Here is a 24324-nt window from a genome sequence, read left to right on the forward strand (position 1 = left end):
ATGGCCGACTCCACGTCCGGCGGAACCGCCACCATGGATCGCCCCGTCAAGGAGCCGACCTTCCAGGGTGTCAGTGCCCGTCGCAAGGCCTCCGACTCGATCGCGACGGTCCTCGTGTCCCTCGCGGTGCTCATCGCGCTCGTTCCACTGATCTGGGTTCTCTACACCGTCGTCTCCCGCGGCATCGGCGCCGTCGCGTCGGCCGACTGGTGGCAGTACTCCCAGGCCGGTGTCACCCCCTTCAAGGAAGGCGGCGGCGCGTACCACGCGATCGTCGGAACGCTGCTGCAAGGACTCTTCTGCGCGGTCATCTCCATCCCGATCGGCATCTTCGTCGCCATCTACCTCGTCGAGTACGGCGTGGGCACGCGGCTCGCGAAGGCCACGACGTTCATGGTCGACATCCTCACCGGTGTCCCGTCCATCGTCGCGGCGCTGTTCATCTACTCGCTGTGGATCGCGACGTTCGGCTTCGACCGGTCGGGTCTGGCAGTCTCGCTCGCCCTGGTCCTGCTGATGATCCCGGTGATCGTGCGCTCGGCGGAGGAGATGCTGCGCATCGTTCCCCAGGACCTGCGCGAAGCGTCGTACGCGCTGGGTGTGCCGAAGTGGAAGACCATCGCCAAGATCGTCGTCCCGACGGCGCTCTCGGGCATCGTCACGGGCATCATGCTCGCTCTCGCCCGCGTCATGGGCGAGACGGCGCCGGTGCTGATCCTGGTCGGGTCCGCGACGGCCATCAACTTCAACCTGTTCGCCGGTCCGCAGACGTCGCTGCCGCTCATGATGGTCGACCTCCAGAAGGCCGGAACCGCTGCCCTCACCAGCGAGCGGATGTGGGGTGCCGCCCTCACGCTCATCCTCATCGTCGCGGTGCTGAACATCGGCGCGAAGCTGGTCTCCCGCTTCTTCGCTCCCAAGAACTTCTGACAGAAGGATCTCGACATGGCAAAACGACTCGATCTCAAGGACGTCAACATCTTCTACGGCAAGTTCCACGCCGTGTCGAACGTGACGCTCGCCGTTCCTCCTCGTAGCGTCACGGCCTTCATCGGACCGTCCGGCTGCGGCAAGTCCACGGTGCTCCGATCGCTGAACCGCATGCACGAGGTCACCCCGGGTGCCCGCGTCGAGGGCTCGGTGCTGCTCGACGGCGAGGACATCTACGGTTCCGGCGTAGACCCGGTCGGCGTCCGCCGCACCATCGGCATGGTCTTCCAGCGTCCGAACCCGTTCCCCACCATGTCCATCCGCGACAACGTCGTGGCCGGCCTGAAGCTGCAGGGTGGCCGCAGCAAGAAGCAGCTGGACGAGGTCGCGGAGGAGTCGCTCAAGGGCGCGAATCTGTGGAACGAGGTCAAGGACCGCCTCGACAAGCCGGGCGGCGGCCTGTCCGGTGGTCAGCAGCAGCGTCTGTGCATCGCCCGTGCGATCGCGGTGCAGCCCGACGTCCTGCTCATGGACGAGCCCTGCTCGGCTCTCGACCCGATCTCGACGTTGGCGATCGAGGACCTGATCGGTGAGCTGAAGAAGGACTTCACCATCGTCATCGTCACGCACAACATGCAGCAGGCTGCACGTGTGAGCGACCAGACCGGCTTCTTCAACCTCGAGGCCACCGGCAAGCCCGGCAACCTGATCGAGATCGACGACACCGAGAAGATCTTCTCCAACCCGTCGCAGAAGGCCACCGAGGACTACATCTCCGGTCGCTTCGGCTAGACCGCAGCTCGCGCGTCCACACACGGAAAGGGCGCCCTCCCCGCGGGGAGGGCGCCCTTTCGTGCGTCCGGATACCGAGTGGAAGAACTAGGACACGTGCTGCGCGGGAGGCGTCGGCAGGTCGCTGGGCAGGCTACCGGTGACCAGGAAGATGACTCGGCGGCCCACCTCGACGGCGTGGTCGGCGAAGCGCTCGTAGAAGCGGCCCAGCAGGGTCACGTCGACGGCTGCGGCGACGCCGTGCTTCCACTCCTTGTCCATGAGAACGCTGAACAGGTGGCGGTGGAGGTCGTCCATCGCCTCGTCCTCCTCACGGAGCTTCGCGGCGCGCTCGGGGTCGCGGGTCTCGAGTACCTCACGTGCGGAGGAGCCGAGGGCGACGGCGATGCGTCCCATCTCGGCGAAGTAACCGTTGACCTCCTCCGGCAATGCGTGCTGGGGGTGGCGACGACGCGCGATCTTGGCGACGTGCAGGGCGAGAGCGCCCATCCGGTCGATGTCGGCGACGATCTGGATGCCGGAGACCACCGAGCGGAGGTCGCCGGCGACGGGTGCCTGGAGGGCGAGCAACGCGAAGGCGCGCTCCTCTGCCTGGGCACTGAGGTCGGTGATCTTGTCGTGCTCGCCGATCACCTGCTCGGCGATCCGGAGATCCGCCTGCAGCAGGGACTGCGTGGCGCGCTCCATTGCACTACCGGCCAAGGCGGCCATCTCGCCGAGCAGGTCGGCGAGTTCTGTCATCTGTTCGTTGTAAGCCACGCGCATGGCCCGATTTTACTCGGCCGTACGTGGGTACAGGGCATGCAGGCGGTGAACGGGCGGTGAATGCGGAGCAGCGATTCACACACAGGACTCGTCGGCCCCGTTCGTGACCGTCAGGTCGCTGGGGAGCGCGACCTCCGTGGACGCTCCGGAGACCCCCGTCGCGAAGGTCGGAAGCAGGTCACCGACGACGGTCGGCGGCGTCAGGAAGCCCAGGAAATCCGTCCCCAGGACGACCTCGACGATGCCGCCCAGAGTGGGCGTCTCCTCGAGAACCGCTCCCGGAATGGTGCTGGCCACCGTCGACGCGTCCGCGATCGACCCGGCGCCGTACCGCACGACGGTCGCCGCGGTACCGGTGGTCTCGGCGTTGCCGGTCCCGACGACCTGGAAGCCGTAGGCCGCCAGTTCGTCCGCAGTGGTGGCGGCCAGTCCGCTGGTGTCCGACGCATTGGAGATCTGGACCGACACCAGTGCGGGATCGACCGCGATCTGCGGTTCGGTGGTGACCGGCGGCGCGACCTCGGGGGTGGCGTCGGGTGCTCGTTCCTCACCGGGGAGCGGCTGGTCGTCGATGATCGCCTGGAAGATCGCCTTGATGTCGTCGGTGCGCGGGATCTCGTTGCCGTAGTCGGTGGTACCCGCGGTGGGGACGGTGAGGAACGTGACCGCGCCCGCCTCGACGCCGCGCAGCGACTTGCCGAGCGTCAGCAGATCCGACGTCTTCACGTTCTCGACGAACGTGTCGCGGGTGAAGGCCGTGACGAAACCGTTGAGAGCGCCCGGGTCGAACAGCACGCGGTTGCTCAGCACGGACCGCAGGAGCGAGGACAGGAAGAGTTGCTGGCGTTTGATGCGTCCGTAGTCGCCGGTGCCCTCGGCGTCCACCTTGCGGGCGCGCACGTAGTTGAGCGCGGTCCGTCCGTCGATGCGCTGTTCGCCCGCGGTGGCCAGGACCGTTCCCAGTTCCTCGTCGACCAGCGGAACCGGGGAGCACACGTCCACCCCGCCGACCTCGTCGACCATCGACTCGAAGCCGGCGAAGTCGATACCCACGAAGTGGCCGATCCGCAGTCCGGAGATCTTCTGAATGATCTTGACCAGGCATTTGGGGCCACCGAGCGCGTAGGTCGCGTTGAGCTTGTCGCCGTCTGCGGCGGGATACATCTCGCCCGTGTAATCACCGGTGGAGCTGTCCCAGCCCTCGCACTCGGGGCGTTCGACGTCGAGGTCGCGGGGGAACGACACGGCGACCACGCGGCTGCGGTCGGCCGGGATGTTGATGAGCATGACGGTGTCGGACCGTGCACCCTCGGCGTCGGCCACCGTGCCGGCGCCGATCTCGCCACTCGCTCCGGCTCGGGTGTCCGTACCGACGATGAGGTAGGTCTCGTCGCCGTACTGGCCGGGCGCGTCGACCACGTCGGTGGACTCGGTGTCCAGGGCTGCAACCTGCTCGAAACCGCGGTCGGTCGCCCGGAGGTATCCCCACACGACACCGGTGATCACCAGGGCCAGGATCGAGACCATCGAGACGCCGACGCGGCCGGCGACCCGCATCCGCTTGCGCTTGCGTGCCTTGCTGAGAGCGAGTCGCGTGAGCGTCGGGGGTGCGACGGGTCCGACCGCCTCGGGTGCCGGGCGCTCGGCGGTGCGGCGCTCGTCCACGACGGGGGCGATCACCTCGGTGGGCGGCTCGGGATCCTCGCGAGGAGGAACCGGCGGGGCCTGCGCGGACGGAGGAGGGCTCGGCGCGACCGTTCGATCGACCGCGTCGGAGGCCGGCGAGTCGTCGCGGCCCGCTGCGCGTCCCCGGTTCGAACCGATGCGGGAGATCCGGTCCACGACTTCGGCCACCGAGAGGCGTCGATCCTGGTCGTCGGACGACTGCGGGGTCCGGTCGGGCTCGGGTCGATCCGCTGCCGGGCGCGGTTCCGGCGCGGGTGACGGGGGCTGCTCGGACGGGGGAGACGGTGTCTCGGGGTCGCGGTCGGAGCGCGGCACTCGCGAGATGGGACGCTCCCAGGGGGCGCGTCGTCCGGGTGTGGGCGACCCCGGTTCGTTCTCGTCACCCACTGGTCGTTCCGTCTTTCTCTCGGGCGTCGAACAGCGGTCGACGGATCGACGCCATAGTACTGATCATCCGCCCGAGTGCATCAGATCGGCGCCCGCCGGCACCGCACAGTCGTCGGGATCGTCGAGCCAGCCGTCGGGCAGTGACACGGTGCCGGGGGAGCCCTGGCGACCGCGGGGGCCCTCGGCGTCGGCCGGGAAGGGAACGGTCGGATCCAGGCGTGCCAGCAGCTCGTCGAGCTCCGCGAGTGTCGAGACGGTGGCCATGCGCACCCGCAGGTCCGAGCCGGCCGGGAAGCCGCGCATGTACCAGGCGACGTGCTTGCGCATCTCGCGGAGCCCGCGGCCCTCGCCGTGGTGATCGGACAGCAGTTGCGCGTGCCGACGCATGATGACGGCGACCTCGCCCAGCGTGGGCGGCGTCGGTGGAGTGGTGCCGCGCAGGGCGGCGGACAGCTCGGCGAACAGCCAGGGGCGTCCCAGGCAGCCGCGGCCGACGACCACGCCGTCGCAGCCGGTCTCTGCCATCATGCGGGCGGCATCGGACGCGTCGAAGATGTCGCCGTTGCCCAGGACGGGGACGTCGCGGACGTGATCCTTGAGGCGCGCGATCTCGGACCAGTCGGCCGAGCCGGAGTAGCGCTGCGCTGCGGTGCGGGCATGGAGCGCGACGGCCGCGGCACCCTCGCCGGCGGCGATCCGTCCTGCGTCGAGGTGAGTGTGGTGCTCGTCGTCGATGCCGATCCGGAACTTGACGGTCACCGGGATGTCGGTCCCCTCGGTCGCCTTCACCGCCGCGGCGACGATGCGTCCGAACAGCGATCGCTTGTACGGCAGGGCAGCGCCGCCGCCCTTGCGTGTCACCTTGGGCACCGGACAGCCGAAGTTCATGTCGATGTGGTCGGCCATGTTCTCGTCGACGATCATCTTCGCGGCGTCGTATGTCGTGTCCGGATCCACTGTGTAGAGCTGCAACGAGCGGGGCGTCTCGGTCGGGCCGAACGTGGTCATGTGCAACGTGGCGGGCTGCCGCTCGACAAGGGCGCGCGCGGTGACCATCTCGCAGACGTAGAGCCCGGAGGTGCTGCCCGTCAGCGTCTCCTCGAGCTCCCGACACAGCGTGCGGAACGCCACGTTGGTGACACCGGCCATCGGCGCGAGGACGACGGGACTACGCAGGGCGAGGGAACCGATCTGCAGAGTCATGGTTGATCACACACCAGACATGGTCGACGGGAAACAGCGATGTGCCCGGCATCCGCGGAACGGGTGCCGGGCACATCGAGGGTATCCGCCGGAACTGGCACTCGGCCACTCCGTGGTGCGGTGCGGGTCAGGATGCCTGCGCGGCCTGCCGCTTGGCAGCCTCGCGGGACAGCATGCGGTCGCGCTGCTCCTCGAACTTGAGGACGTCCTTCTCCAGCTTCTCGAGGAAGGCGGCGAGCTCCTCACGCGTCTGCTCGCCCTCGGCGGTGAAGTCGGTGCGATCGAAGATGTTCCACTTGCGCAGCACCGGCATCACGACGTCCTCGAGGTGCTGACGCAAATCGTAGATCCCGTGCTTGGCCATCAGCACGCCGTTGCGGCGGAAGTTGGGCATACCGGCGCCGGGCATCTGGAAGTTCTGCACGATGTCGGCGATGGCGCGCAGCGCCTGGTCGGGCGAGATGTCGAGCGCCGCCCCGCACAGGTTGCGGTAAAAGATCATGTGCAGGTTCTCGTCGGCCGCGATGCGCTGGAGCATGCGGTCGGCGATGGGGTCGTTGCAGACCTTGCCCGTGTTGCGGTGGCTCACTCGCGTGGCCAGCTCCTGGAACGTCACGTACGAGACGGAGTGCAGGAAGCCCATCTGATCGTGGCCACCGGCCGCGGCCGACGAGAAGCCGTTGGTCATGTGCTCGATGCGGGCCTGCTCGAGGGCGACGGGATCCACTCCACGCGTGACCACGAGGTAGTCGCGCATGACGATGCCGTGGCGGTTCTCCTCGGCGGTCCACCGGCCCACCCAGGTACCCCAGGCGCCGTCCTGCGAAAAGTTCTCCGCGATCTCGCGGTGGTACGACGGCAGGTTGTCCTCGGTGAGGAGGTTGGTGATCATGGCGGCCTTGGCCACCTCGTCGAGCCGAGACTGCTCGGGCGACCAGTCCTCGCCACCGAGCGCGGCGAAGTTACGCCCCTCGTCCCAGGGGACGTAGTCGTGGGGGTGCCACTCCTTCGCCATGGAGAGATGCCGGTTCAGATTCTCTTCCGCAACCGGCTGCAGCTCTCCGAGCAGCTCCAGTTGTGTCAGATCCCGTGCCATGCGTGTCCTCCAGAATGGTGTTCGGCTCACTGCTTCCGCGCGGTGACCGCGCTGCCTCGTGCTGTGAGGGCAGCCTACGGCACCGTAACTTCGATGTGAATTGCTTCGACGAGCCGCCGCGAGAGGTGCGTACCGTCCGGTAGACGTTCATCGAGCGGGGCGACAGTTCGTTACGCCCACCCGCCGTCGACCTCGTTCAGTATATGCCGCGGGGTACGGGGTACAGGTGTTGTGACTTCTGCGAGAAACGAACTCGATGTACTGTGCGTCACTCGGAGTCGGAGGCCGGTGACAGATCACCGAGCCACTGTGGGAACGACCGTTGTCTGCCATTCTGTCTGCCGTGGCGCAACTGAGAACCGAGGGACACCGCGTTCTGGTCGTCGACCTGCACGGGGACAGCGTGCGGGCGGTCACCGGATCGATGATCGCGTACGAGGGCCAGGTGACCTTCCGGAACGCCGGGATGGGCGGTGGCGGTGGACTGCGTGCCGCTTTCAAGCAGAAGGTCACCGGCGAGTCGCTGTCCCTGATGGAGATGGCGGGGCAGGGAACGGTGCGGCTCGCGGTCGACGCGCAGCACGTCGTCGTCGTGCCGCTGGCGGGTGACGCACTCCACGTCGAGTCGTCGCAGTTGCTCGCACTGTCCGGCGGGCTGCGGTCCGATGTGACCTTCGCCGGGCTCCGCGGCGCCTCGTCCGGGCAGGGCCTGTTCACGACGGTCGTCAGTGGGCAGGGCGAGGTGGGGCTGCTGTCCGCGGGTGGACCGCTCATCGCGCTCGAGGTGTCGCCGCAGTACCCGTTGGTGGTCGATCCGGACGCCTTCGTCGCGCACCGGGGCCAGGTGACGCAGAGCTTCGTCACCGATGTCACGTGGCGGTCGGCCGTCGGCGGCGGGAGCGGCGAGGCCTTCTCCCTCCGTTTCGACGGCACCGGCGTCGTCTACATCCAGCCGCAGGAGCGCTGACATGTTGGAACTCGTCAACAGCAAGGTCGTGAAGTCGACCGTCGCCGCGGGCTCGCCCACACTCGCGCGCCGTGGATCCATGCTGTTCCATCAGGGCGACGTCCGTTTCGTCCCGCACACGATCGGCGGCGCGGGGGGCATGCCGGGGATGGGTGCCGTCGCGGGGATGGCCGGCCGGATGATGTCGGGCGAGCACGTCGCCATGATGGCCGCCGAGGGGTCCGGCACCGTGCACTACGGCCACGCCGGGCTGCACGTGTCCGTCATCGATCTCGACGGGACCGGCCTCCTGTCGGTCGAGGCGTCCCGGTTGCTCGCACACAGTGGCGCACTCTCGACATCGGTCGTACCCCTGACGCAGCAGGGAGGCGTCCGCGGCGCGGTGCGCGGGGCGATGACCGGGCAGGGCATGTTCACGACGCAGGTCGCGGGCCGTGGGCAGGTGGCCGTGCTGTCCCACGGTGGGATGGTCGAGATCGAGGTGGGCCCGCACCGGCCGCAGGTGGTGGTCGATCCGCAGGCCTACGTGTGTCACCGCGGCACTCTGACCGTCGACATCTCGGCGAACGTCGGGTGGCGGGACGCCGTCGGCCGCGGTTCGGGCGAAGCCGTGCAACTCGCGATCGGCGGCGCAGGGACCGTGTGGGTCCAGGCGTCCGAGCAGAAGTTCTGACGAGAGGGATCGGACATGACCGACGTCGTGCACAACCCGCACACCCTGCCGGTGAACGACAACGTGCCGGGAAACGACTACGCCTTCTGCATCGAACTCGCGGGGCAGCCGTGGTTCACGGCGAAGGGCGCGATGATCGCCTACTACGGGTCGGTGCAGTTCGAGCCTCTCGGACGGACGTCGATGGCGGCCGTCGTGGCCTCGCGCTTCTCGTCGCCGCTGTACGCGAACGACTGGGTGCTCGCGAGCGGACACGGCAAGGTGTTGCTGGGCGATCGCGGCTTCGACATCAACTCGTTCGATCTCGACGACGGAAATCTGACGATCCGCGCGTCGAATCTGCTGGCCTTCGAACCCGGTCTCGAGTTGAAGCAGTCGATCGTGCCCGGTTTTCTCACGCTGCTCGGCACCGGGAAGTTCCTCGCCTCGTCCAACGGTGCGGTCGTGTTCGCCGAACCGCCCGTTCGAGTGGATCCGCAGGCACTCGTCGGCTGGGCCGACTGCCCCGCTCCGTCCCATCACTTCGACGCGCAGTGGATGCAGAGCTTCCTGGGGGCGGCGCAGGGGATGCTCCTCGGAGCGCAGACGGGGGAGGAGCGGCAGTTCGACTTCACCGGTGCGGGAACGGTGCTGATCCAGTCGTCCGAGAAGGTGGTGAGCGACGCGCATCTGCTCCGACACATCGAGTCGGAGACCGTGGCGCTCGGTCAGAACGCGTTGCGCTCACTCCATCAGAGCATCGGGGCCCGGCTGAGCCAGAACTCCTGAGCGCCGACTGTGTGGGAAGGATGTTGTGCCCCCAGTAGGGCTCGAACCTACGACCTGCGGATTAAAAGTCCGTAGCTCTACCAACTGAGCTATAGGGGCAGTGCTCGACGAGTGTAATGGACCCCGGCCGGACGCTCTCGACCTGGCCTCACGTCGAGAGTGACGCATTCACCATTCACCTATTCGCTATGAATCATCACCATTCTCGACGGTCGGCATTCGGACACCGGCCGGAGCGATAACCGACATACCGGTCATCGGAGCACTCGACACGCTGGCGGAGCCGTACGAACACGCCGAAGGAACCCGCTCGAGCTCGATGTTTGCGGCCACGTCCGAGGGGATTCTCAGGTTTGTCGGCTACCCTTCAGTCAGTATCAGGGCCCTTCAGGGTGTTCAATTTCGGAGGCAGCAGCGCAATGGCACAGCAAGAACGTGCTCGACGCACCCGGGCCGCGATCGTCGAGGCAGCCGCGTACGAGTTCAGCAAGCGTGGGTACACCGCGGCATCGGTCAACACGATTCTCGAAGGATCACGCGCCACCAAGGGTGCGATGTACTTCCACTTCAGCTCGAAGGAAGAACTGGCTCGCGCCGTTCTGCAGACGGCGATGGAGAAGTACGTCGCGATCATGGACGTCGAACGTCCGGACGGCGTCGATGCACTCGAATGGCTGCACAGCCTCATCTTCCAGCTCGCCCGGTCCTTCGACGAGAACGTCGTGGTCCGTGCCGAGTTCCGTCTCGTGGTCGAGCCCGAGTTCCATGCGAGCATCCGCGAGGGCGCCGGCGCCGTGTGGGGTCGTACTGCGCACAAGCTCGCGGCCGAGGCGCACGAGACCGGTCTGCTGCGCCCCGACATCGATCCGCGCATGTTCACACGCGTGCTCGTGACCTCGCTCGCCGGACAGCGGTACATGGCCGATCTGACCGCCGAGGACACCGACCTGGTGGTGCTGTTCGAGGAGTCCCTCGAGGTTCTCCTGATGGCGATGGCGTCGCGGGAATGGCTCGACAAGTGGCGCGTCAACGGGTGGCCCCGAGTCGACGCCGTGAGCGTCGAAACATAGCCTCAGCTGCGGATTTGTGAAATTCCGAGGCGGTGTCCTAAGCTATCCAAGCTCCCAACGGAACGCCGTTGGGGTACGGTCGGAGCGATTCGACGGGCCCCCTTCGTTTAGCGGCCTAGGACGCCGCCCTTTCAAGGCGGTAGCGCGGGTTCGAATCCCGTAGGGGGTACGTTTCAGCGAGTGACAACGCTGAAGCGGGGAGTGGTGAGAAGTAGGACGAAGATGCAGTAGGGTCTTCCACGCAGTACATGCTTCACAGCATGGCCCTGTGGCGCAGTTGGTTAGCGCGCCGCCCTGTCACGGCGGAGGTCGCGGGTTCGAGTCCCGTCAGGGTCGCAACACCTCAGAGGTCGCAATGCCTCAGTGATGCGATGATCGTCAGCACCGAGTAGTACAGCATCACCGGTACCCGCGAGGGTGCCCACGGCCAGGTAGCTCAGTCGGTACGAGCGTCCGCCTGAAAAGCGGAAGGTCGCCGGTTCGATCCCGGCTCTGGCCACCGAGGAAAGACACAGACTGGAACCACCTGCCCGCGCAGGTGGTTCTTCTCGTTTCCGGACCCGTCGTCCGAGGTCGCCGACGACCGGGTGGTATCGATAGGGCATGACTGACATCGATGCGGACGTGATCGTGGTGGGGGCGGGTATCGCCGGTCTACGGTGCGCCGCGGCGCTGCGGCGACGTGGATTCACGGTGCGGGTCGTGGAGGCGGCCGACGCCCCGGGTGGACGGATCCGCACCGACGTCGTGGACGGCTTCCGCTGTGATCGAGGCTTCCAGCTCCTCAACCCCTCCTACCCGGCCGTGAAGCGTCATGTCGACGTGTCCGCACTCGATCTGCGGGTCGCCGGTCGCGGGGTGCGGATCGTCGACGACTCGGGGCGAGCGCACACGGTCGCCGACCCGACACGGCACCCGCGCCTTCTCCTCGGGACGGTGCGGTCCGCGGCTCGCCTGGGCCTGCTGCACCCGGGCGCCGTCGTCGGCGCCGCGCGGTGGGCGGTGCCCGCTGTCGGACCGGTGCGCCGCCTGGCGGCATCCCCCGACGCTGCACTCGCCGACGACTGGGACCGCGTCGGCCTCCGCGGTCCGCTGCGCTCCGCTCTGCTCGCCCCGTTTCTCAGCGGCGTCCTCGCCGACGGCGTGGGAGACACATCGGACCGCTACGTCCGGCTCGTGCTCCGCAGCTTCCTTCTCGCGACACCCGGTGTGCCGAACCGCGGAATGCAGGCCTTCCCCGAGCAGCTCGCCCGCGATGCCGGGGTCGACATCGCGTACTCCTCGCGCGTCGAGCAGGTCACCGACGGCGCGGCACCCGCCGTACGGATCGCCGACGGGGCGGTGCTGCGGGCCCGCGCCGTGGTGGTGGCGACGGACGCGCGAGGCGCGAACGACCTGACGGACACCCGGACCTCTCCCATGCGCGGCTTGTCGACGTGGTGGTTCGAGGCCGACGCCGCGGAATCCGACGAGTTCCTCCGCATCTCGGGGACGGGCGGCGTGGTGGTCAACACCGCCGAGATGAGCTCCATCGCACCGGGATACGCGCCGACCGGCAAGACCCTGGTGCAGGCGACCACGCTGCTGGACGATGCCGGTCCCGCCGAGGAGCCCGTCGTGCGCGCCGTTCTCGATCGACTGTGGGGTCGGTCCACCGCGTCGTGGCGGGTGATCGTGCGTCACGACGTGAGGCATGCGCTCCCGGTCCAGGCACCCGGAACGTCGCTGCGGCGATCGCTGCGGGTCGGCGACCGCGTGCTGCTCGCCGGCGATCATCGCGACACCCCGTCGATCCAGGGTGCTCTGGTGTCGGGTGGTCGCGCGGCCGCCGAGGTGGCGTGGCTGCTCGGCTGACGCGGCGTCCGGTTCACGAGCCGGAGCGATCTCCACGAAATCTTCACAACGCGTCCCCGAGACCCGCACATGATGCCGTTACGGTCTGTTTCATGGATCGACGACGAATTCTGGTGGTCGAGGACGAACGGGCCCTGGCCGACGCGATCGCGGTACGACTGCGGTCCGAGGGCTTCGACGTCGACCTCGCGTCGACCGGACCGGCGGCCGTGGAGACGGTGGCACGCACGAACCCCGACCTGGTGGTCCTCGACGTGATGCTGCCCGGGTTCGACGGTCTCGAGGTGTGCCGACGCATCCAGTCCCGCCCCGAGGGCGCCGTCGCCGTCCTCATGCTCACGGCGCGGTCGGACGAGACGGACCAGCTGGTGGGCCTCGGAGTGGGTGCGGACGACTACATGTCGAAGCCGTTCTCGATGCGCACGCTGGTGGCCCGCGTGCACGCACTGCTCCGCCGGGTGGAGCGCCACCCCGCGCCGACGCCGACCGTCGTGCACGAGTTCGACGACGTCCGGGTCGACGAGCACGCCCGGCGCGTGTTCCGCGACGGTGACGAGGTCCACCTGACACGCACGGAGTTCGATCTGCTGCTGTTCCTCGCTCGGCGCCCGGGCGCGGCCTTCGCCCGAGACCGACTGCTCTCGGACGTGTGGGGGTGGTCGCGCGACGACTCCATGACGTCCGTGCCGTCCCGGACGGTCGACAGCCACGTCAAGGCGTTGCGCCGCAAGCTGGGTTCCGACGTCGTCCGCACCGTTCACGGTGTCGGTTATGCGTTCCGGGCACGCGGATGATCCGCCCTCTCGACTCGCTGCGCTCGTTCAAGGTCAAGACCGGCCTGGTGGTGGTCATCGCCCTGTTCGCGGCGTCGGGCACCTTCTGGCTCGCGGCGCAGCAGCCGTTCCGGTACGCGCTGCTGCTCGCACTCGTCGTGGCGTTGGTGGTCACACAGATCGTCGCGCACGGCATGACTTCGCCGCTCCGCGAGATGACGGCCGCCTCGCGCGCGATGGCGAACGGGGACTACACGCATCGTGTCCGGGCCACGTCGCGGGACGAGATCGGTCAGCTGGCCGTCGCGTTCAACACGATGTCGGCCGACCTCGCCGAAGCCGATCGCTATCGGCGCGAACTGATCGGCAACGTCTCGCACGAACTCCGGACACCGATCGCGTCGTTGCAGGCCGTGCTCGAGAACATCGCCGACGGGGTACAGGAGGCGACCCCGGCGACGGTGGGAGTCGCCCTCGAGCAGACCGAACGTCTGGCCCGGCTCGTCGACGACCTCCTGGATCTGTCGAAGCTCGAGGGTGGCGCACTCGGCCTGTCGCGCAGCACGTTCGACCTCCGACAGTTTCTGACCAGCGTGGTCGGCCAGAGCACGGTGACCCGGTTCTCGGTCTCGGTCGAGCCGCCCGGTGCGACGGTGACCGCCGACGAGGAGCGGGTGCGGCAGGTGATGGCCAATCTGGTCGAGAACGCCGTGCGCCACGGTCCGCCCGACGGTGCGGTCGCGGTGTCGGCCGTGGTGGGTGACGACACGGTGCGCATCGACGTGGTCGACGAGGGCGACGGGATCGCGCCGCCCGATCGCGCTCGGGTCTTCGACCGGTTCGTCCGCGGCGGATCGACCGACGGCGGCACCGGCATCGGGCTCGCCATCGCTCGATGGGCCGCCGAGTTGCACGGCGGCACACTCGATGTGGTCGACGTCGGCGCCGGGTGTTGCTTCCGGCTCACCCTCCCCGTCTGACCGCACCTTCCGCACTCACCACGTGACACCGCATCCGGTGCTCGCGTGATCACCCCTGCCCGAGAGAGGTTCACGATGACCACCGAACTACTTCCCGATCCGGCGGCGCAGTCGCCGGTCCGCACCGTCACCGAGTCTCCGCGTCGCTGGGCAGTGGGCTCCGCCGCCGCGATCGGGATGGTCGCCGGCGCTGCGCTGACCGACCGGCCGTCGGTGGCCTACCTCGTCGTCGGCGTGGCTGCCGTTCTCGCCGCAGGGTTTCCGGACAGAGTGCTGCTCGACCGGCGATCACGCTGGTCCGTGGCATGGATCGGTGCCGCGTTCACACTGCTGCTGGTCCCGTTCGTCCGCGATTCGGGATGGCTCGCAGCGTCGTCCGTCGGACTGGCCGTGTGGTGTGTGGCCCTGTCGACCACGAGATCGACGACGTTCACCGCCACGGTGCTCGCGCCGATCGTGCCCGTCGTGGTGCAGGGAGCCGTGCTGCGCTCGCTCGGAACCGGTGCCGCACAGGTGACGCTCCCGTCGCGCGGGTCCGCGGTACGAGCGTTGCGCGTCGTGGGGAGCACGATCGTGCTGGTCACCGTGTTCACGCTGCTGTTCGCGGGCGCCGACGACCGCTTCGCCTCGCTCGTCGACGTGGTGATCCCGACCGTGACCGTCGACGTCGACCCGCTGGGTCCCGTCGTGGCTCTGTGCGTCGCACTGTGGATTCTGGGTACCGCGCACGCGAAGCGTCACGAGGTGGAACTGGACGCGCTCGCTCCGGGCGCCGGTCGACGACGATCGGCGTGGGAGTGGGCGGTGCCGGTGTCGGCGCTCGTCGTCGTGTTCGCCGCGTTCGTGGTGGTGCAGGCGGCCACATTGTTCGGCGGACACGATCACGTGATGACGACGGACGACCTGACCTTCGCGGACCATGCCCGGTCGGGGTTCTGGCAGCTCGTCACGGTGACCGTCGGCGTGCTCGTCGTGGTCGCCGTGCAGGCGCGCAAGGTCGATGCCGAGGTACGCCGCGACCGTGTTCTCGCCCGAGTCGCGTTCGGGTCGCTGTGTGTCCTGACGTTGGTGGTCGTCTGGTCGGCGGTGTATCGAATGTCGTTGTACGAGCAGCAGTTCGGTCTCACCCGGCTCCGTGTCGGTGTCATGGCCTTCGAGGTGTGGTTGGGCGTCGTCGTGCTCGCCGTCATCGTCGCCGGTGCGCGCTGGTCCGCACGCCGACTGCCCGCCGTGATCGTCGGTACGGCGGCCGTGGGCGTGCTGGTGATGGCGGTGATGAACGTGGATGCGTTGGTCGCCGAGCGGGCTGTCGAACGCTACGAGCGGACCGGGCTGATCGACGTCGACTATCTGTCCACGCTGTCCGCGGATGCGGTGCCGGCGGTGTCCACTCTGGAGCCGAAGTTGCGCGCCTGCATCCTCGACGAACCCGGGAGCGACCCGTGGTGGAACGCGAACCTCGCACGCCGGGAGGCCGCCGTCATCGCGGCGAGCGACCCTCTCGCAGAGTGCGCTCTGCCAGCTCGCGAAGCGGGCCGGTGAGTGCCGAATCGCCGGTCTCGCACGAGTGGTCACCGATCTGGAGGCGCCACCGGAAACCGTCGCGCACCGACGTCGACGAGTCGTCGAGCGAGGAGAGCAACGGAAGAGCGCGCTCGACCAACTGTTGCCAGTCGTCGCCCACGGTGGTGGTGTCGACGCTGCCGCGGCGGGTCATCCCGGCCACACCGCCGCTGCGCACCACCACGATGACCATGTCACGTCCTTCGGCTCACCTCGTCCGACGCGTCGGACCCCGTCTGCTCGACGCCCACGGTAGTCCACCCGCCGAGCACGGCCCGGTGAACGTCGGAACCCGAGCCGTAGCGAGTGATCGCTGCGCTGACGGTGGCGGCGGCGAATGTCGCGAAATCCGCTGTCGGCGTAACAGTTCCGGAGGTCAACGTGTCGAACCAGACCTGTCCGAGGCGGTCCCACGCCGGGCCGCCGAGAGCCACCGCGGCCTCGGCGAACGCGCGGTTGGGGATACCGGAGTTGATGTGCACCCCGCCGTTGTCCTCGGTGGTCTCGACGTATCCCGCCATGTCCGCGGGCTGGGGGTCCTTGCCGAGGACATCGTCGTCGTACGCCGTACCGGGTGCCAGCATCGAGCGAAGGGCGCTGCCCTGCACGTCGGGGAGGAAGAGTCCCTCGCCGACGAGCCAGGACGCGTCCTCGGCGTTCTGCCCACGCGAGCGCTGTTCTGCGAGTACGCCGAACACGTCGGACACCGACTCGTTGAGGGCGCCGGACTGCCCGGCGTACTCGAGCTGTGAGGTGTACTGCGTGAAACCGTGGGCCAACTCGTGCGCGATGACGGACAGCGACACGGTGAAGCGGGTGAACACCTCACCGTCACCGTCGCCGAACACCATGCGGGTGCCGTCCCAGAACGCGTTGTCGTACTGCTCGCCGTAGTGCACCGTGGCGTCGAGCGGCAGCCCCCGCCCGTCGAGACTGGACCATCCGTAGACCTCGGCGAACAGGGCGTGGGTGACGCCGAGGCCGTCGTAGCTCTCGTCCGCCGCCGGATCGCCGACGGGCTCGCCGCCCTCGGTGCGCACGACGTCGCCGGGCAGAGTCTGCGTGTTCCTCGCATCGGCGATGGTGCGCTGCAGCCGATCCGCGACGGCGCTGCGGGGAACGGTGGGCGACACGGTGGACCGTGTCGAGTCGCGTCGGCGCCGCATCTCGTCGTCGAGTGCCAGCGTGCGGCTCGCGACGGACGGCGCGGTGTCCAGGCGGGCACTGCGTTCCGCGGGGGCCGACGCGAGGCGCTGCAGAAGGTAAGGAGGCACGACACCCTGGCAGCAGGGCGTGGTGCGCGAGAGGTCGGGGGTGGCCACGATGAGATCCTTCCGAAGGGGAACGATCGCCACGCTAACCCCGATCACCGACAGCCCGCGCACCTCGCGGAGCTCGTGCGGTCAGGGGCAGGCGACCTTCGCCTGGTCGTAGATGCGACCGGCCTCGTCGACACCGGGCTCGTTGCCGTTGTTGGTGGCCTGCGACCGGATGTCGGTGACCACGGCGTCCTTCTCCTTACCGTCGGTGATCTGCTGGCAGATGCTGCCGAGCAGCGATTCGATGTCCTCGTCGGACTTTCCCTCGGAGAGCGTGGAGAACTGCGCCTTGTAGGCGGCGACGAAGGTCGCGCGCTTGGCGTCGTCGAACACGTTGCCGGCATCGTCGGCCAGGCTGCCGGCGCTCGACTGGATGCCGGGCGCGGCCGACTGGGCGGAGCTGAGTGCGCCCTGAGCCGCGTCGCCCACCGATTCCGCAGCGTTGTTCGCGGTGTCCTGTGCGGACTGCTGATCCTCGGAGCTGCATCCACCCAGGACCAGGGCGAGGGTGGCGGCAGCGGCGAGCGTGGCGGGAAGAAGTCTCATCGGACGAACTTTACCGGGCGCACCGTCGCATTCCACCGCGAAAGAGGCCTGTGAACGACCATGATCGAGGATGGCCATCATGCAGCGGGGTGCGAGTGCGCGGCGGGTGCGGACGCCGATCGTGCGCAGCGCCGACGGGACGTCGTCCGTGGAGTCGTTCGTCATCGCTGCGGTCGCGACCATCCTGCTCACCCGCGCCTACCTCGAACTGACCGACTATCCGCAGGTGGGCGGCGGAAGCCTGCACATCGCCCACGCACTGTGGGGCGGTGCCCTGATGATGACGGCGCTCGTCGTCGGATGGCTGTTCCTCGGCGTCGGAGCGCGCTCGTCGGCCGTGCTGCTGGGCGGCGTCGGCTTCGGTCTGTTCCTGGACGAGGTCGGGAAGTTCGTGACGAAGGACAACGACTACTTCTACGGCCCGTCCGCCGAGATCATGTACGTGACGGTGGTTCTGGTCCTGGTGCTCGGACGCACCGTGCGCGACGTCCGCGAACCGACGCCCCGGGAATGCCTCGCGAACGCTGCCGCCATCGCGTCGGAAGGCCTCGTGGGTGGGGTACCGGACTCACGCCGGGAGCTGGCCCGCGAACTGCTCGACCGAGCACGGACGACAGGCGCCGATCCCGAGCTCGTCGCGAGCATCGACACCGTTCTGAACCGGTGTGTTCCGGCACGGTCCCGGTCGGCGCGATGGCGGGCGCGGTTCGCGCGCACCGTCCCGTCGTTCGTGACCAGTACGCGCTGGGCGATCGCGCTGTCCTGGCTCATGGTGCTCACCGCGTCCGCGACGGTCGTGGCGGGTATCGCCCAACTGGCCACCGGCGGTCTGGTCATCGAACGCGACGACCTCGATGTCACCCTCGACCGGATGACCATCTCGGGCGGCATCCTGTGGGTGACCGCCTGCGCCACGGTCGCCCTCGGGCTCCCGTCGCTGATCGCACGGCGGCGCACGGCGTCCCTCTGGCCTCTGCACCGACTCCGGTCGGCGGCAATGATCTACGCGTTGCTCGGTGCGCTCGTCGACTTCGCGGAATCGGGCTTCGCCGCCCTGACCAACCTCGGGATCGGACTGCTGACGCTCGCCGCGATCTCGCACCGGATCACGGTGGAGACAGCGCGAGGGTCCGCTGCGACGCGAAGTGCCGCGGTGCGCCTGTGAGCGGGTCGGTGAACTCGATGCTCCGCGCCAGCAGTCGCAGCGGATCCCGGTAGTCGTCGACGGCGACGTCCCGCGGCACGGGGTACAGCGAGTCGCCGACGATCGGCAGACCGAGAGAGGCCATGTGCACGCGTAGTTGATGGGTCTTGCCCGTGCGCGGATGCAGGCGGTAGAGCGCCAGGTCGCCCACCGTGCACACTTTCTCGATCACGGTCTCGCTGTTCGGCTCACCCGGCACCTCGGTCGCCTGCAGTGATCCGCGGTCCTTGACGATGCGGCTGATCACGGTGTGCGGGAACGAGATCGGCGAGTCAGGAGCCACCGCTTCGTAGACCTTGACCATGCTGCGCTCCCGGAACATCTCCTGATATGCGCGGCGGACGTCCTGTCGTGCGGTGAAGACGAGCACGCCCGCGGTGAGGCGATCGAGGCGGTGCGCCGGAGACAGAGCATCGTTTCCCAGTTCGCGTCGCAGCCGGGTCAGGGCGGTCTGCACGACGAAGCGCCCCCGTGGTGTCGTCGCCAGGAAATGCGGCTTGTCCACCACCACGATCGCATCGTCTCGGTACAGGATCGGGGCGGTGAACGGCACCTCGGGTTCCACGGGCGGATCCCGGTACAGATACACGTCGGCGCGGGGGACCAGGGGAGTGTCGACCAGCACGGGTCGCCCTGCGGCATCGACGACCTCGCCGTCCGTCACCTTCGCACGCAGGGCCTCCGCATCGCGCGGGAAGCGTGCGACGAGGTACTCGACGATGGTCGCGTGCTCTGCCGGCGCGTCCGGCATGCGGATCCGTGTCGGATTGAGACCGTCTCGGATCGGCAGCGGTGCGGGCACCGGATCGAGCGTAGTGCGCCGGTACCCTCGAACGCGGTCGGCCGCGGCGAGCGGCCGAGAGAAGTCTCAGGGGGGAAGCGCATGGCACAGAAGTCTGCACACAAGTGGGTCGAGACCGACGTACCGGATCAGTCCGGCCGGACCTTCGTTGTCACGGGAGCCAACAGCGGGCTCGGCGCCGAGGCCGCGAAGGCACTCGGGCGCGCGGGCGCGACGGTGGTGCTGGCCTGCCGGACCGTGGAGAAGGCGAAGCCGATCGCGGACGAGATCGGTGAGCGCGCCGAGGTGCGTCGACTCGACCTCGCGGATCTGAGCTCGGTGCGAGAGTTCGCCGAGAACACGCCCACCGTGGACGTGCTGATCAACAACGCCGGCGTCATGGCACTGCCGCTGAAGCGGACCGCCGACGGTTTCGAGATGCAGTTCGGCACGAACCATCTCGGCCATTTCGCGCTGACCGGCCTCCTACTGGACAGGATCACCGACCGCGTGGTCACCATGTCGAGTTTCATGCACCAGGTACCGGGACTGAAGCTGTCGGACCTCAACTACGAGAAGCGTCGCTACAGCCGGTGGGGTGCCTACGGGCAGTCGAAGCTGTCGAACCTGCTGTTCGCGTACGAGCTGGATCGCCGACTGCGTGCGGCGGGATCACCCGTGCTCTCGCTGGCGGCGCATCCCGGTTACTCGAGTACCGAGTTGATGGGTCGGACGGAGAGTGTGCAGGACGCGTTCATGTCACTCGGCCGGGTCTTCGCCCAGTCGGCCTACATGGGAAGCCTGCCGGAGCTCTACGCCGCGACGGCGCCGGGGCTGCAGTCCGGCGGCTACTTCGGACCGGACGGATTCCAGGAGCTGAGCGGGCATCCGAAGAAGGTCGGATCGAACAAGGCCTCGCGTGACGAGGCGAAAGCCCGCGAGCTCTGGACCAGGTCGGTCGAGCTCACGGGCGTCACCTACCCTATCTGAAGGGTCAGTCGTCGCTCACGGTGATCTGCACGTCGATGTTGCCGCGGGTCGCGTTGCTGTAGGGGCAGACCTCGTGGGCCTTGTCCGCGAGGGCCTGCGCCGTGTCGTGATCGAGGTTGGGGAGGGTCACCTCGAGGACCACGGCGAGCTCGAAGCCACCGGCGTCGTTCGGGCCGATGCTGACCTTCGCGCCGACGGAGGAGTCGGTGACGTCGGCCTTCTGCTGGCCGGCGACGAGGCGCAGAGCGGAGTGGTAGCACGCGGCGTAGCCGACGGCGAACAGCTGCTCGGGGTTGGTTCCGTTGCCGCTGCCGCCCATCTCGGTGGGGGCGGCGAGGTCGACGTCGACCTTGCCGTCGGTGGTGCGACCGTGGCCGTTGCGTCCGTCGCCGGTGGCCAGTGCCTCTGCGGTGTACAGCGTCTTCATGGGTGAACCTCTCGTGGTGGGGATGGACGGGTCAGGCGGTGCGAAGCGACGCGGTGGTCTTGCGGACGAGCGCGATCAGCGTGGTCGCCTCGTTCTCGGTGAGGCCGGTCGCGGTGAAGATGCACTCGGGAACGTGCGCGGCCGCGGAACGCAGGGCGCGGCCCGCCTCCGTCAGCCGGATGTCGACGCGTCGTTCGTCCCCCGGTGAGCGTTCGCGGGTGACGAGCGACAGTGCCTCGATGCGCTTGAGCAGGGGGGACAGTGTCCCGGAGTCCAGGCCGAGCCGATCGCCCAGTTCCGAGACGCTGAGTTCGTCCCGCTCCCACAGCACGAGCATCACCAGGTACTGCGGGTAGGTGATGCCCAGGTCGTCCAGCAGGGGCCGGTAGACCGCGGTGGTGGCCCGCGACGCCGAGTACAGGGCGAAGCAGAGTTGCTTGTCCAGTGTCAGCGCGTCGTTCACAGGACAAACCGTAGCGCACAATTGAATTGTGCACAACCTTTTGCGCGACGCGAACCCCCGGCGCAGTGATCGAGGCGGACGTCAGCGTGCGAACAGGAACATCGCGAGGGTGCGGAGAACGCCGGGGTAGGCATCGTCACGCGGCGTCGACGCGGCGGGCGCGGGCCGGAGCGGCGTCATGGGCACCGATGGGTACTGACCGTCGGTAACCGGTGCCGTGGTGGTTTCGTCGGAATGGTCCAGACTCATACCCCGTATTGTGCACCACCCGTCTGCGAAAAGGCTGTGAACCGCCCGTGCGGTTCGTGGCGTGTCCCACAGGACGTCACATCCGGGCGTGCCGGGCCATCACGACGGCGTAGACGCCGTAGAGAGCGATACCGACTCCGGCGAGGACGAGCAGGATCTGGCCGAACGGCTGCGCCCCCAGAGTCTTGACGGCGCCGTCGAGCCCCGTCGCCTTGCCGGGGTCCGCGGTCAGTACTGCGGCGGCCACCAGCACACCGACACCGACGAGGGCGAGGCCCTTGGCGGTGTACCCGACCACGCCGATGACCCGGACCGGACGCCCGACGTGACCCTCGAGGTCCTTCTCGAACTTCGTGGAGATGCCCTTGTAGACGTGATAGATGCCGACGCCGACGATCACGGCCGCGGCCACGACGAGAACGACCTTGCCGATCGTCGACTCCATGAGGCGCGCGGTGAGCCCGGCGTTCTGCTGACCCGTCGACTGCCCGGCGCCGCGGGCGAAGTTCAGTGCGGACCACGCGAACGCGAGGTACACGACGGCGAGCGCACCGGCCTCGAGTCGATCGGTCGCACTGCCGGAGTCGGCCTCGGTCTTCTTGCCCACCACCGCCTCGAGAATGCGCCACGCGGCGAGGGCCAGGAAGGCGACGACGGCGATCCACAGCAGGACGGCACCGCCGGGCTTGGCGGCCAGCTCACCCAGCGCACCGGACTGGTCGGCGTTGCCGCCCTGTCCGAAGGCGAGCCGCACCGCGATGTATCCGATCAGGAGGTGCAGCACTCCGCTCACGAGATGCCCTGTGCGGGCGGCTCTCTCGAACGCCGTGCTGTTCTGGATGCGGTCCCCGCGAGAGGTGTCGATCGCCATCGGACCATGGTCCCACGTCGAGGGGGAAGAATGTCCGCTTCCGCCGCCCGGGTGCGTCGGTACCGCCGTGCGCTACAGTTCCGGTGTGCAGCGAGCATATTTTTGGTTCAGCAGGCCGGCCCTCGGTGGTCCGGTCAGCGGAACCATGCGCTGACCCACTCCACCCGACGAGCCGGCAGGACCGGCTCGCGTGGAATGCGTGTCCCGGTCGTGACGTCTCACCCGACCGCCCCGAGGACTCATCGTGACTCTCGCACTCGACACTCTTCCCGACCTGTCGCGGACAGGTCCGCTCGTCTCGCCGCGTGCACTGCGGGACGCGGAACCTGCATCCGCCGACGCGGCTCTCCGCGTCGCCGACAGCCGTGACGCCCTGCGCGCCATCCTGACCGGAGCCGACGACCGCGTGGCCGTCGTGGTGGGCCCGTGCTCCGTGCACGACCCGATCGCGGCACTGGACTACGCCCGCCGGCTGGCCGTCCTGGCCGACGAGGTGGGGGATCGACTCCAGGTGATCATGCGGGTCTACTTCGAGAAGCCGCGGACGTCGGTGGGGTGGAAGGGTCTGCTCAGCGACCCCGGACTCGACGGCTCGGACGATCTCGACGCCGGGCTCCGGGCGGCGCGGCGCGTTCTGGCCGCCATCGTCGACGGCGGCCTGCCCACGGCGACGGAGTTCCTCGATCCTGCTCTGTCCGGCCATCTCTCGGACCTGGTGACGTACGGGGCGATCGGTGCCCGCACCGCGTCGTCGCAGGTTCACCGCCAGATGGTCAGCGGTCTGCCGATGCCGGTGGGCATCAAGAACGGAACGGACGGCGACGTCCAGGTGGCCGTCGACGGGGTGCGCTCGGCGAGGTCGCCGCACGTGTACGCCGGAGTCGACGACGACGGCCGACTGGCTGCCGTGCGCACGACGGGCAACGAGGACGCGCACGTCATCCTCCGGGGTGGGTCGTCCGGGCCGAACTACGACGCGGCTTCGGTGACCGACGCGGGGGAGCGGCTCCGGCGCTCGGGCGCGGAACCGCGTGTGGTGGTGGACGTCAGCCACGGCAACAGTGCGAAGAACCACCGACGCCAGCTCGACGTGCTGGGCGACCTCGCCGACCGGATCGCCGGCGGCGACCGCGGCGTCGTGGGCGTGATGGTGGAGAGCTTCCTCGTCGAGGGCCGTCAGGATCTCGACGCGCCGGGCGAGCCGCTCACCTACGGCCAGTCGATCACCGATGCCTGCCTCGGGTGGGCGGACACCGAACGCGCCGTGCGGACGCTGGCCGATGCCGTCAGCGCACGCCGTGCGGCCGGAACTGGACGCTGATCCGGGGACCCGTGGCGCGCGTGCTCTTGGGCACGCAGTGCTCCCAGGTTCGCTGGCAGGATCCGCCCATGACGATCAGATCACCGTGTCCCAGAGTGTGTCTCACCGAGGGACCGCCGCCGCGCGGTCGCAGCAACAGCGGCCGTGCGGCGCCGAGGGACACGATGGCGACCATGGTGTCCTCGCGCGCTCCGCGTCCGAGGTCGTCGCCGTGCCAGGCGACGCTGTCCTTGCCGTCGCGGTAGAAGCAGAGTCCGGCCGTGGCGAAGTCCTCGCCCAGTTCGGCCCGGTAGTGCTCGCTCAGCTTCCGGCCTGCATCGACGAGGACGGGGGAGGGCAGCCGCTCGGGATCGGGAAAGAAGGAGACCAGGCGCGGGACGTCGACGACGCGGTCGTACATCGGTCGGCGTTCCGACCGCCACGGGACCTCGTCCACCAGCTGGTCGAAGACACAGTCGGATCCGCTCACCCAGTTCGGCAGCACGTCGATCCACGCGCCGTCGGTCAACACCGTCCGGCGGACGGACGTGAGGGAGCCGAGCGACGGTCCGTCCGCGCCGTCGTCGAACAGGGACGCTTGGAGTGCAAAGGTCACGGGTTCATCGTAGCGCGATCGTTCGAACATACGTTCTGATCGGACGGCCGT

26 protein-coding genes and 4 tRNA genes are annotated in these 24324 nt (G+C 68.5%); 16 read left to right on the top strand and 14 right to left on the bottom strand.

Annotated features, from left to right (window positions below):
• Together pstA and pstB are read left to right on the top strand one after the other, a co-directional pair.
• Positions 1-930 carry a phosphate ABC transporter permease PstA gene (pstA, locus tag JOE30_RS09200; protein ID WP_204866254.1) on the top strand — a complete coding sequence of 310 codons (930 nt, stop codon included), beginning with the start codon at positions 1-3 and terminating at the stop codon, positions 928-930.
• A gap of 15 nt (positions 931-945) precedes the next feature.
• Entirely contained in the window at positions 946-1722 is a 777-nt protein-coding gene (pstB, locus tag JOE30_RS09205; protein WP_204866255.1) for a phosphate ABC transporter ATP-binding protein PstB, read from the top strand.
• Between the two features lie 87 nt (positions 1723-1809).
• Here the strand turns inward: pstB and phoU are convergent, their stop codons facing one another.
• From phoU to JOE30_RS09225, 4 genes are all read right to left on the bottom strand, one after another.
• Positions 1810-2487 (bottom strand): phosphate signaling complex protein PhoU, encoded by a 678-nt coding sequence (phoU, locus tag JOE30_RS09210; protein ID WP_027504265.1) that lies wholly within the window; start codon positions 2485-2487, stop codon positions 1810-1812.
• 75 nt (positions 2488-2562) lie between these two features.
• Positions 2563-4560, bottom strand: coding sequence for an LCP family protein (locus JOE30_RS09215; RefSeq protein WP_204866256.1), 1998 nt, complete (start codon positions 4558-4560; stop codon positions 2563-2565).
• A 63-nt stretch (positions 4561-4623) separates the two neighbouring features.
• On the bottom strand, positions 4624-5763 hold the full coding sequence (dusB, locus tag JOE30_RS09220) for a tRNA dihydrouridine synthase DusB (protein WP_204866258.1): 1140 nt from the start codon (positions 5761-5763) through the stop codon (positions 4624-4626).
• 127 nt (positions 5764-5890) lie between these two features.
• Positions 5891-6859 carry an acyl-ACP desaturase gene (locus JOE30_RS09225; protein ID WP_027504262.1) on the bottom strand — a complete coding sequence of 323 codons (969 nt, stop codon included), beginning with the start codon at positions 6857-6859 and terminating at the stop codon, positions 5891-5893.
• Between the two features lie 352 nt (positions 6860-7211).
• On the opposite strand from JOE30_RS09225, the gene JOE30_RS09230 reads away from it, so the two are divergent.
• Genes JOE30_RS09230 through JOE30_RS09240 form a run of 3 tightly spaced genes read left to right on the top strand, consistent with a single transcriptional unit; the run spans position 7212 to position 9267 of the window.
• Positions 7212-7826, top strand: a complete 615-nt coding sequence (locus tag JOE30_RS09230) for an AIM24 family protein (protein ID WP_371831713.1) — start codon at positions 7212-7214, stop codon at positions 7824-7826.
• Position 7827: 1 nt separating this feature from the next.
• Complete coding sequence (locus JOE30_RS09235; protein WP_204866259.1) at positions 7828-8499, top strand: AIM24 family protein; 672 nt, start codon at positions 7828-7830, stop codon at positions 8497-8499.
• Between the two features lie 15 nt (positions 8500-8514).
• Positions 8515-9267 carry an AIM24 family protein gene (locus tag JOE30_RS09240; protein WP_027504259.1) on the top strand — a complete coding sequence of 251 codons (753 nt, stop codon included), beginning with the start codon at positions 8515-8517 and terminating at the stop codon, positions 9265-9267.
• A gap of 26 nt (positions 9268-9293) precedes the next feature.
• Here the strand turns inward: JOE30_RS09240 and JOE30_RS09245 are convergent.
• Positions 9294-9366 (bottom strand) — tRNA-Lys (locus tag JOE30_RS09245).
• A 320-nt stretch (positions 9367-9686) separates the two neighbouring features.
• On the opposite strand from JOE30_RS09245, the gene JOE30_RS09250 reads away from it, so the two are divergent.
• The 8 genes from JOE30_RS09250 to JOE30_RS09285 all read left to right on the top strand — a co-directional run bounded on the left by JOE30_RS09250 (position 9687) and on the right by JOE30_RS09285 (position 15486).
• Complete coding sequence (locus tag JOE30_RS09250; RefSeq protein WP_204866260.1) at positions 9687-10337, top strand: ScbR family autoregulator-binding transcription factor; 651 nt, start codon at positions 9687-9689, stop codon at positions 10335-10337.
• A gap of 96 nt (positions 10338-10433) precedes the next feature.
• Positions 10434-10506: transfer RNA gene (locus JOE30_RS09255), tRNA-Glu, on the top strand.
• A 93-nt stretch (positions 10507-10599) separates the two neighbouring features.
• Positions 10600-10673: transfer RNA gene (locus JOE30_RS09260), tRNA-Asp, on the top strand.
• An 89-nt stretch (positions 10674-10762) separates the two neighbouring features.
• A tRNA-Phe gene (locus tag JOE30_RS09265) sits at positions 10763-10836 on the top strand.
• A 104-nt stretch (positions 10837-10940) separates the two neighbouring features.
• Positions 10941-12191 (top strand): FAD-dependent oxidoreductase, encoded by a 1251-nt coding sequence (locus JOE30_RS09270; RefSeq protein ID WP_204866261.1) that lies wholly within the window; start codon positions 10941-10943, stop codon positions 12189-12191.
• Positions 12192-12283: 92 nt separating this feature from the next.
• The gene (locus tag JOE30_RS09275; protein ID WP_204866262.1) at positions 12284-12985 is read left to right on the top strand and encodes a response regulator transcription factor; all 702 of its coding nucleotides are present in this window, start codon (positions 12284-12286) and stop codon (positions 12983-12985) included.
• Positions 12982-13944, top strand: a complete 963-nt coding sequence (locus tag JOE30_RS09280; protein ID WP_204866263.1) for a HAMP domain-containing sensor histidine kinase — start codon at positions 12982-12984, stop codon at positions 13942-13944. The genes JOE30_RS09275 and JOE30_RS09280 overlap by 4 nt, the downstream gene beginning before the upstream one ends.
• A gap of 75 nt (positions 13945-14019) precedes the next feature.
• A complete protein-coding gene (locus tag JOE30_RS09285; RefSeq protein ID WP_204866264.1) occupies positions 14020-15486 on the top strand; it encodes a DUF4153 domain-containing protein in 1467 nt (488 codons plus the stop codon).
• On the opposite strand, the gene JOE30_RS09290 is transcribed toward JOE30_RS09285, so the two are convergent.
• The 3 genes from JOE30_RS09290 to JOE30_RS09300 all read right to left on the bottom strand — a co-directional run bounded on the left by JOE30_RS09290 (position 15425) and on the right by JOE30_RS09300 (position 17372).
• Positions 15425-15700 (bottom strand): protealysin inhibitor emfourin, encoded by a 276-nt coding sequence (locus JOE30_RS09290; protein WP_204866266.1) that lies wholly within the window; start codon positions 15698-15700, stop codon positions 15425-15427. The two genes, JOE30_RS09285 and JOE30_RS09290, sit on opposite strands and share 62 nt — an antisense overlap.
• A 1-nt stretch (position 15701) precedes the next feature.
• Positions 15702-16829, bottom strand: coding sequence for a M4 family metallopeptidase (locus JOE30_RS09295; RefSeq protein ID WP_307806114.1), 1128 nt, complete (start codon positions 16827-16829; stop codon positions 15702-15704).
• 81 nt (positions 16830-16910) lie between these two features.
• A complete protein-coding gene (locus JOE30_RS09300) occupies positions 16911-17372 on the bottom strand; it encodes a hypothetical protein (protein WP_204866268.1) in 462 nt (153 codons plus the stop codon).
• A 79-nt stretch (positions 17373-17451) separates the two neighbouring features.
• Here JOE30_RS09300 and JOE30_RS09305 point away from each other — a divergent pair, with 79 nt between their 5' ends.
• Positions 17452-18537, top strand: a complete 1086-nt coding sequence (locus JOE30_RS09305; RefSeq protein ID WP_204870187.1) for a hypothetical protein — start codon at positions 17452-17454, stop codon at positions 18535-18537.
• Here the strand turns inward: JOE30_RS09305 and JOE30_RS09310 are convergent.
• Positions 18479-19327, bottom strand: coding sequence for a pseudouridine synthase (locus JOE30_RS09310; RefSeq protein WP_204870186.1), 849 nt, complete (start codon positions 19325-19327; stop codon positions 18479-18481). The two genes, JOE30_RS09305 and JOE30_RS09310, sit on opposite strands and share 59 nt — an antisense overlap.
• Before the next feature lie 132 nt (positions 19328-19459).
• Between JOE30_RS09310 and JOE30_RS09315 the strand changes: the two genes are divergently transcribed.
• On the top strand, positions 19460-20347 hold the full coding sequence (locus tag JOE30_RS09315) for an oxidoreductase (RefSeq protein ID WP_204866269.1): 888 nt from the start codon (positions 19460-19462) through the stop codon (positions 20345-20347).
• 4 nt (positions 20348-20351) lie between these two features.
• On the opposite strand, the gene JOE30_RS09320 is transcribed toward JOE30_RS09315, so the two are convergent.
• The 4 genes from JOE30_RS09320 to JOE30_RS09335 all read right to left on the bottom strand — a co-directional run bounded on the left by JOE30_RS09320 (position 20352) and on the right by JOE30_RS09335 (position 22357).
• The gene (locus JOE30_RS09320) at positions 20352-20774 is read right to left on the bottom strand and encodes an organic hydroperoxide resistance protein (RefSeq protein ID WP_027504250.1); all 423 of its coding nucleotides are present in this window, start codon (positions 20772-20774) and stop codon (positions 20352-20354) included.
• 31 nt (positions 20775-20805) lie between these two features.
• On the bottom strand, positions 20806-21237 hold the full coding sequence (locus JOE30_RS09325) for a MarR family winged helix-turn-helix transcriptional regulator (protein ID WP_204866270.1): 432 nt from the start codon (positions 21235-21237) through the stop codon (positions 20806-20808).
• An 81-nt stretch (positions 21238-21318) separates the two neighbouring features.
• Positions 21319-21486: a hypothetical protein gene (locus tag JOE30_RS09330; protein ID WP_204866271.1), complete on the bottom strand. Its 168-nt coding sequence runs from the start codon at positions 21484-21486 to the stop codon at positions 21319-21321.
• Between the two features lie 76 nt (positions 21487-21562).
• Positions 21563-22357: a DUF1206 domain-containing protein gene (locus JOE30_RS09335; protein WP_204866272.1), complete on the bottom strand. Its 795-nt coding sequence runs from the start codon at positions 22355-22357 to the stop codon at positions 21563-21565.
• A gap of 244 nt (positions 22358-22601) precedes the next feature.
• Between JOE30_RS09335 and JOE30_RS09340 the strand changes: the two genes are divergently transcribed.
• Positions 22602-23678 carry a 3-deoxy-7-phosphoheptulonate synthase gene (locus tag JOE30_RS09340; RefSeq protein ID WP_307806116.1) on the top strand — a complete coding sequence of 359 codons (1077 nt, stop codon included), beginning with the start codon at positions 22602-22604 and terminating at the stop codon, positions 23676-23678.
• On the opposite strand, the gene JOE30_RS09345 is transcribed toward JOE30_RS09340, so the two are convergent.
• On the bottom strand, positions 23644-24303 hold the full coding sequence (locus JOE30_RS09345; RefSeq protein ID WP_204866273.1) for an alpha-ketoglutarate-dependent dioxygenase AlkB: 660 nt from the start codon (positions 24301-24303) through the stop codon (positions 23644-23646). The two genes, JOE30_RS09340 and JOE30_RS09345, sit on opposite strands and share 35 nt — an antisense overlap.
• Between the last annotated feature and the right edge of the window lie 21 nt (positions 24304-24324).

Origin of the sequence: Rhodococcus sp. PvP016 (assembly GCF_017832185.1) — a bacterium.
Classification (GTDB): Bacteria; Actinomycetota; Actinomycetes; order Mycobacteriales; family Mycobacteriaceae; genus Rhodococcoides.